The organism is Actinacidiphila paucisporea, from assembly GCF_900142575.1.
Taxonomy (GTDB): Bacteria; Actinomycetota; Actinomycetes; order Streptomycetales; family Streptomycetaceae; genus Actinacidiphila; species Actinacidiphila paucisporea.
The window spans coordinates 1-6,860 of record NZ_FRBI01000065.1 but is presented as its reverse complement, the minus strand read 5'-3'; the positions used below and the strand labels follow the sequence as shown (position 1 = coordinate 6,860).

2 protein-coding genes are annotated in these 6,860 nt (G+C 74.3%); both read right to left on the bottom strand.

Annotated elements, in window-relative coordinates; genetic code table 11:
- Window positions 1-1,177: beta-ketoacyl synthase N-terminal-like domain-containing protein (locus BUE44_RS35465; protein ID WP_079190372.1), on the bottom strand; the 1,177-nt coding region annotated here is incomplete at its 3' end.
- Window positions 1,178-1,181: 4 nt separating this feature from the next.
- Window positions 1,182-6,860: type I polyketide synthase (locus BUE44_RS35460; protein ID WP_143172678.1), on the bottom strand; the 5,679-nt coding region annotated here is incomplete at its 5' end.

The following is a 6,860-nucleotide window of genomic DNA, read 5'->3' as shown; positions in this document are numbered from 1 at the left end:
TGCGGGGCATCACGCCGTGCCGCATCGCCTGCACCATCTTGATGACGCCCGCGACACCCGCGGCGGCCTGGGTGTGCCCGATGTTGGACTTCAGCGAGCCCAGCCACAACGGCCGGTCGGTGTGTCGTCCTTGGCCGTAGGTGGCCAGCAGCGCCTGTACCTCGATCGGGTCGCCCAGGGTGGTCCCGGTGCCGTGCCCCTCGACCACGTCGACATCGGCGGGGGTCAGTCGCGCGGCGCCCAGGGCGTCCTCGATCACCCGCTGCTGCGACGGTCCGTTGGGGGCGCTCTGGCCGTTGGAGGCGCCGTCCTGGTTCACCGCGGAACCCCGGACGACCGCCAGCACCCGGTGGCCGTTGCGCTGTGCGTCGGACAGCCGCTCCAGTGCCAGCACCGCCACACCCTCGCCCCAGCCGGTGCCGTCCGCGGCCGTGGCGTACGACTTGCAGCGGCCGTCGGCGGCGAGGCCGCGCTGGCGGGAGAACTCCACGAACACACCGGGGGTGGACAGGACGGTGACGCCGCCGGCCAGCGCCAGCGTGCACTCGCCGTCCCGCAGGGACCGGACCGCCTGGTGCAGCGCCACCAGGGACGACGAGCACGCGGTGTCCACCGTGACGGCGGGCCCCTGCAACCCCAGGGCGTAGGAGACGCGTCCGGAGACGAGGCTGCCGACGCTCCCGCCGCCCGGGTCGTAGTCATGGTGGAAGGAGCCGGCGAAGACGCCGGTGCGGGAGTCCTTGAGGGTCTGCGGGTTGATGCAGGCGTTCTCCAGCGCCTCCCAGGACGCTTCGAGCATCAGGCGGTGCTGCGGGTCCATACCCCGCGCCTCGCGGGGGGTGATCCCGAAGACGACGGGGTCGAAGTCGGCCGCGTCGTGCAGGAACCCGCCGGAGCGGGTGTACGTCTTGCCGGGGCTTCCCGGCTCCGGGTCGTAGAGCGCGTCGGTGTTCCAGCCCCGGTCGCTCGGGAAGGCGCCGATGGCGTCCGCCCCCTTGACGACGAGTTCCCACAGGTCGTCCGGCGAGGACACCCCTCCGGGCAGCCGGCAACTCATGCCGACGATCGCCACGGGTTCGCTACGGCGGTCCTTGAGCGCCTGCAGCCGCCCGCGAGTGACGTGCAGTTCCTCGGAAACCGCCTTGAGGTATTTCAGCAACTCGTCTTCGCTGGGCATGAACTCACTCTCGACTCTGGTCGGTGGGCTGTTCGGCGCCGGAGATGGAGATACCGAGGTTGTTGGTGACGAAGTAGAGGACGTCCTCCGCGGTCGCGGACTCCAGACGGGCCGGTACCGGCCCGTCTGCATCGGCCGCGGAATCCGCGTCCCCCCACGGCTCCGCCAGGCCGCGGACGGCGTCGGCGAGCGCGGTCCGCTGCGTGCCGGTGAGCTTGAGCGACGCCAGGCGCTTCCCGACCCTGGCGAGGTCGGACATCACCTGCTCGTAGTCAGGTTCGCCGGCGTCCCACGCCGTCGCCGGCTCCGGAGCGAGCTCGTCGAGCAGATGGTCCACCAGGGCACGCGGGCTGGGATGGTCGAACACCGCGGTGGCGGTCAGCTTCGTACCGAGGCGATTGTTGATCTTGTTGCGCACTTCGACGGCGGTCAGCGAGTCGAAGCCCAGGTCGCGGAAAGCCCCGTCCTCCGGGACACCGCGCGGGTCGTCGTGCCCGAGCACCTGGGCGACGTCGGCCAGGACCAGGTCGAGCAGCAGGGCGCGGCGCCGATCGGCCGGAAGACCGCGCAGCCTGCTCCCCAGGGACTCCTCCTGTACCGCCGGCGCACTCGCCGCGGCCCGCGGGCCCCGGACCGGCGCCAACTCCCGCAGCAGAGGTGGGACGGTGCCCGCGGCGCGGAGCGCGGCCGCGTCGACGCGCACCGGGACGACGTTCGGCAGGGCGCCGGCGAGGGCCCGGTCGAAGGCGGCGAGGCCGTCCTGCGTGGAGGTCGGCAGCAGCCCTGTGCGGGCTATCCGGCTGAGGTCGGCGGCTCCCAGACCCGCCGTCATCGCACTGGTCCGGGTCCACATACCCCAGGCGACGGAGACGGCGGGACGTCCGGACGCGTGCCGGCGCGTGCAGAACGCGTCCAGGAAGGCGTTCGCCGCGGCGTAGTTCGCCTGCCCCGGCGAGCCGAGGACCCCGGCGACCGAGGAGAACACGACGAACGCCGCCAGGTCGGCGCCGGCGGTCAGGTCGTGCAGGGCGAGGACCGCGTCCGCCTTCGGGAGCAGCACGGCGGCGAGCCGCTCCGGGGTGAGCGCCTCCACGACGCCGTCGTCGAGGACACCGGCCGTGTGCACGACGGCGGTCAGCGGATGCTCCGCCGGGATGCCCGCGAGGGCCGCCGCGAGTTGGTCGCGGTCCGCCACGTCGCAGGCGACGGATCGCACCCGGACCCCGCTGTCCAGCACCTCCCGCGGTGCCTGGCCGCCGCTGCGGCTGAGCAGCAGGAGGTTGCGGACGCCGTGTGCGTCCACGAGCCGCCGTACGACGAGCTGTCCCAGGGTGCCGCTCGCACCGGTGACGACGACCGTGCCCGCCGGGTCGAGCGGGCGCGGGATCGTCAGCACCACCTTGCCGGGGTGGCCGGTGCGCGCTTCCGCGGCCGGCCGCCGGCGGGCCTCGGGAGCCGACCGGACGTCGTAGGCCATGACCGGCAGAGCGCGCAGGGCGCCGGCGTCGGCCAGGCCGGTGAGCTCCGTGAGGATCTCCTGCCGCCGGGCGGCGTCGAGGCCGGCGACCGCGAACCGCGCGTCGCAGGCCACGTACCGGCCGCCGGCGGCGAGCAGCAGGGCGGCCGACGCCTCAGCGGCGGCGCTGCCCTCCGGGTCCAGGACGACGTCCAGTCCCGTCGGCACCTTCCTCGCGATGTCCCCGGCCTCGGGCTCGGCGAGGTGGTCGGCGTCAAGGCCCGCTTCGCGCAGCGCCGCCCGGGAGCCGAGGGGCGCGGTGGCGAACACCTCGGCGCCCAGGTGGCGGGCGATCCGCACGGCGGCGAGGCCGGCGTGACCCGCCCCCGCGTGGATCAGCACCCGCTGCCCGGGACGCACCCCGGCGTCGTCCACCAGGCAGTACCAGGCGGCCAGCAACGCCGCGGGGGCCGCCGCGGCCTCGGCGAAGGTCCAGGACTTCGGCAGGCGCGCGAGGCACCGATGGTCGGTGACCGCCGTCCGGCCCAGGGCGCCGCCGTCCGGGAAGACACCCCACACGCGGTCGCCCACGGCCACACCGGTGACCGCCGGGCCGACCTCCACCACGACGCCCGCGCCCTCGACGCCCGGCAGTGCGGGCCCGGAGACCCAGGCGTCGTGGTCGATCCCGCCGGCCCGCATCTCCACCCGGACCTGCCCCGCCTGCGCCAGGGTGGCCGGCGGTACGGCGTCCGGCCGCGCGGCGGGTGTCGGAGCGGCGTCTGTCGGAGCGGCGGTGAGGGTCAGGGTGCCCTCGCCGGTCACCTCCAGGCGCCAGTCGGGCGAGTCGGGAAGGGGCAGGACGGCCGGGCCCGAGCGGCTGAGCCTGGGGGCGAACACCTGCCCGTCGCGAACAGCGGCCTCGGGCTCCCCGGAGCGGACGGCCGCGGCGACGGCTTCGTCCGACCGCGCGTCGACGTCGACGAGCAGGAGCCGGCCGGGGTGTTCGGCCTGCGCCGAGCGCAGGAGGCCCCAGACGGCGGCGGTGGCCGGGTCGGGACGCTCCATGAGGCCACCGTGGGTGACCAGCGCGAGCCTCGCCTCGTCGTCCACCGGCTCGGCGAGGAAGCGCTGTACGCGGTCCAGCACCTCCGCCAGGCGCGCGTGCACCTCGCCGGGTTCGACGTGCACCACGGTCACCGCACCGTCCCGCGGCTCCGGCGTCTCAGCTGCGGAGACGGGCCGCCACCGCAGATGGAGCCCGCTCTCCTGCTCCGGGGCGGTGCCCGCGGACATCGGCCGGAGCGCCAGCGCGTCGACCTCGATGACGGGCTGCCCGGCGGTGTCGACCGCGGACAAGGACACGGCACCGTCCTGGGCGGCGGTGAGCCGGACCCGTACCGCTGTCGCGCCGGACGCCCGCAGGGCCACACCCGTCCAGGAGAACGGCAGCAGCGGCTGGGCGGCGTCGGCTCCGGAAAGGGACGGCACGCCGAGGGTCACGGCATGCAGGGACGCGTCGAGCAGCGCCGGATGGATACCGAACGCACCCGCCGAGACGGGCAGTTCGACCTCCGCGTAGAGCGCGTCCTCGGTCCGCCAAGCGGTGCGCAGGCCCTGGAACACAGGGCCGTAACCGTAGCCGCGCGAGGCCAGGTCGTCGTAGAAAGCGTCGACCGGGACGGGCTCGGCGCCGGCGGGCGGCCAGGCCCACGCGCCGGCCGCGGGCGGGGACGCATGCGACAGGGTGCCCGTCGCGTGGGCGACCAGCGGCTCGGCGTCGGAGGCGTGAGCCGTGGGCGTGGCCCGCGAGGAGTAGACGGTGACCGGCCGACGGCCGTCGTCGTCCGGCGGGCCGACGACGACCTGGAGGTGCACGGCGGTGTCGGCGGACAGGAGCAGTGGTGTCCGTAGCGTCAGTTCCTCGACGAACGGGCAGCCCACTTCCTCTCCGGCGTGCAGGGCCAGATCAAGGAACGCGGTACCGGGCAGCAGCACAGTGCCGGAGATCGCGTGGTCGGCGAGCCAGGGGTGCGCGCCGGGCTTCACCGAACCGGTCAGCACCGTCTGGCCGTCCGCCAGGCGCACTGCCGCGCCGAGCAGCGGGTGCCGGCTGGCGGTCAGACCGGCGGCGCGAATCCCCGCTGTCGACCCGGACGCGTCCTGCCAGTAGCGCTGCTCCGCGAACGGATAGGCGGGCAGGTCCGCGTGGTGTCCGCCGGGCAGCAGCCGCTCCCACTCCACTGTCCTGCCGGCCGCGTACAGCTCGCCGAGTGCGCGTGTGAGCGCGAGCGGTTCGGGCCGACCCGACGTGAGCGCGGCCACGGCGAGGAACCCGCGACCGCCCGGGGCCGCGTCCGTGGCGGTGTCCATGGCCGCGTCCATGGCCGCGTCCATGGCCGCGTCCATGGTGGCGTGCACCATCGGGGTGGCCACCGCTTCCGGCCCGATCTCCAGGAAGGCGGTGACGCCCCGGTCGGCCAGGCTCCGCACGCCGTCGGCGAACCGCACCGCCCGCCGCACGTGCTCCACCCAGTAGCCGGGGTCGCACAGTTCGACGTCGACCGGTCCCCCGGTGACGTTCGAGACGATCGGGATACGCGGCGGCTGGAACGACAGTCCGGCGACCACGTCGGCGAACTCGTCCAGCATCGCGTCCATGCGGTGCGAGTGGAAGGCGTGCGAGACCAGGAGGCGCCGTACCCGGTGCCCGGCCTTCCTGAAGTGTTCGCCGACCTCGACCGCGGCGTCCTCGTCACCCGACACGACGACCGAGCGGGGTCCGTTGACCGCGGCGATCCCCACGGCCCCCGTCATGGCCGCCTCGTCGAGGAAAGCCTCGGCCTCCCGCTCCCCGACGTTGATCGCCACCATCGCTCCGCCCTCGGGCAGCGCCTGCATCAACCGGCCGCGCGCGGCAACCAGCGCGCAGGCGTCGGCCAGCGACAGCACGTCCGCCGCGTACGCCGCGGTGATCTCGCCCAGGGAGTGGCCCATGACGTGGTCGGGCCTCACCCCCCATGTGCGGAGCAGTGCGAGGAGCGCCGCCTCCAGCGCGAACAGACCGGTCTGGGTGTACATGCTCTGCTGTAGCAGCGGGGCCAGCGGCGAGTCCTCGGCGGCGAACACGACCTCGCGCAGGGGGTGTTCGGCGTACCCGTCAAGGTGCGCGTCGACGGCGGCGCATACGGCGTCGAACGCCTCGGCGAAGACGGGGTACCGCTCGTACAGCTCCCGGCCCATGCCGGTCCGCTGCGAGCCCTGCCCGGAGAAGACCAGTGCGAGTCCACCCGCCGCGGCGGTGGGAGCGGTGCCGACCACGACGTCGGGCGCGTCCTCGCCCCGGGCCAGGGACGCCAGCGCGCCGATCAGCTCGTCGCGCCCGGCCCCCAGCACGACGGCCCGGTGGCCCATCAGCGCCCGGCCCGTGGCCAAGGTGTATCCCACGTCACGCGGGTCGAGGCCGGGATCGTCCGTGACCCGCGCCAGAAGCCGAGCTGCCTGCCGCAGCACCCCGGCCGGGCTCTTCGCCGACAGCGCCCAGGCAACCACCGGCGGTTCCGGTACCTCGGGCGCCGGCTCGGTCGCCGGAGCGGCGTCCTCCTGCGGTGCTGCTTCGAGGATGACGTGTGCGTTGGTGCCGCTGATGCCGAAGGAGGAGACGGCTGAGCGGCGGGGGCGGTCGAGGTCGGGCCATGGCCGGTTGTCGGTGAGGAGTTCGACGCTGCCGGTGCTCCAGTCGACGTGTCGGGAGGGTGCGTCCACGTGCAGGGTGCGGGGCATCACGCCGTGCCGCATCGCCTGGACCATCTTGATGACGCCCGCGACGCCCGCGGCTGCCTGGGTGTGCCCGATGTTGGACTTCAGCGAGCCGAGCCACAACGGCCGGTCGGTGTGTCGTCCTTGGCCGTAGGTGGCCAGGATTGCCTGTGCTTCGATCGGGTCGCCGAGGGCGGTGCCGGTGCCGTGCGCTTCCACGATGTCGACGTCGGCGGTGGCGAGGTGCGCGTTGGCCAGTGCGGCCTGGATCACCCGCTGCTGCGAGGGGCCGTTGGGGGCGGTGAGGCCGTTGCTGCCGCCGTCCTGGTTGACGGCGGAGCCTCGCAGGATTGCCAGTACCGGGTGGCCGTTGCGCCGGGCGTCGGAGAGGCGTTCGACGACCAAGAGGCCGACGCCTTCGGCCCAGCCTGCACCGTCGGCGTCGTCGGAGAAGGCCTTGCAGCGTCC